Genomic DNA, 689 nt, shown 5'->3' on the forward strand with positions numbered 1-689 from the left:
CCGTTCCTCATATAGTCATCTTTCATCCGCATGAATGTGGCGTCCTTGTCCGTCTTGGAATAACTGTTTCGCTCACCCATGATCCCGAGGTCGATCTCATAACGATGTTTACGGACAAGCATGTCCTTGATCAGTTTTAAGAGCTTCTTTGGTTCTTTTCGTTCTGACCGGATCTTCTTTCGTTTCGCTACGTCTTCAGTTGACTCGATCTGCGCCGTCTTCTCGTTGACATGCTCTTCGAGCTTGTCCGCCATCATGGACATCTGTTCAGCCGTTAGACCTTCTTCTACCTCTAGAGCTGGCATGATGTTGGCTTTGAAGAGTTCTTCATACATCTGCTTGGATTTCTCAGTCAGGCTCGACAGGTATTTTTCGACCGCTCGTTTCCAGACGAATGTGAACTTGTTTGCGTCCGCCTCGATCTTGGTCCCATCGATGAAGATCGCGTCTTGGTCGATCAGGTCTTCCGCCACAAGGCGGTTTCGGAACTGGATGAAACACTCTTTGATGAGGGCGTTCATTGCGGGTTGTACACGGAAACGGTTGATTGTCCGGTAGGTAGGTTGGTGTCCTTGGGCCAGCCACATGATTCTCAGACTGTCCTTTGTCAGGTCCTCGATCTTGCGACCGGAGAAGGTAGATTGGGTGTATGCACAGAGGATGATCTTCAACATCATCTTCGGGTGATA

Annotated in this window: 1 protein-coding gene; it reads right to left on the minus strand. The window is 49.2% G+C overall.

Annotation, left to right across the window (positions count from 1 at the left end; all coding sequences use genetic code 11):
* Nucleotides 1–689: transposase (locus AB5N96_RS13490; RefSeq protein ID WP_499705758.1), on the minus strand; the 689-nt coding region annotated here is incomplete at both ends.

Source organism: Chryseomicrobium imtechense (assembly GCF_041475995.1).
In the GTDB taxonomy this organism is placed as follows: domain Bacteria; phylum Bacillota; class Bacilli; order Bacillales_A; family Planococcaceae; genus Chryseomicrobium; species Chryseomicrobium aureum.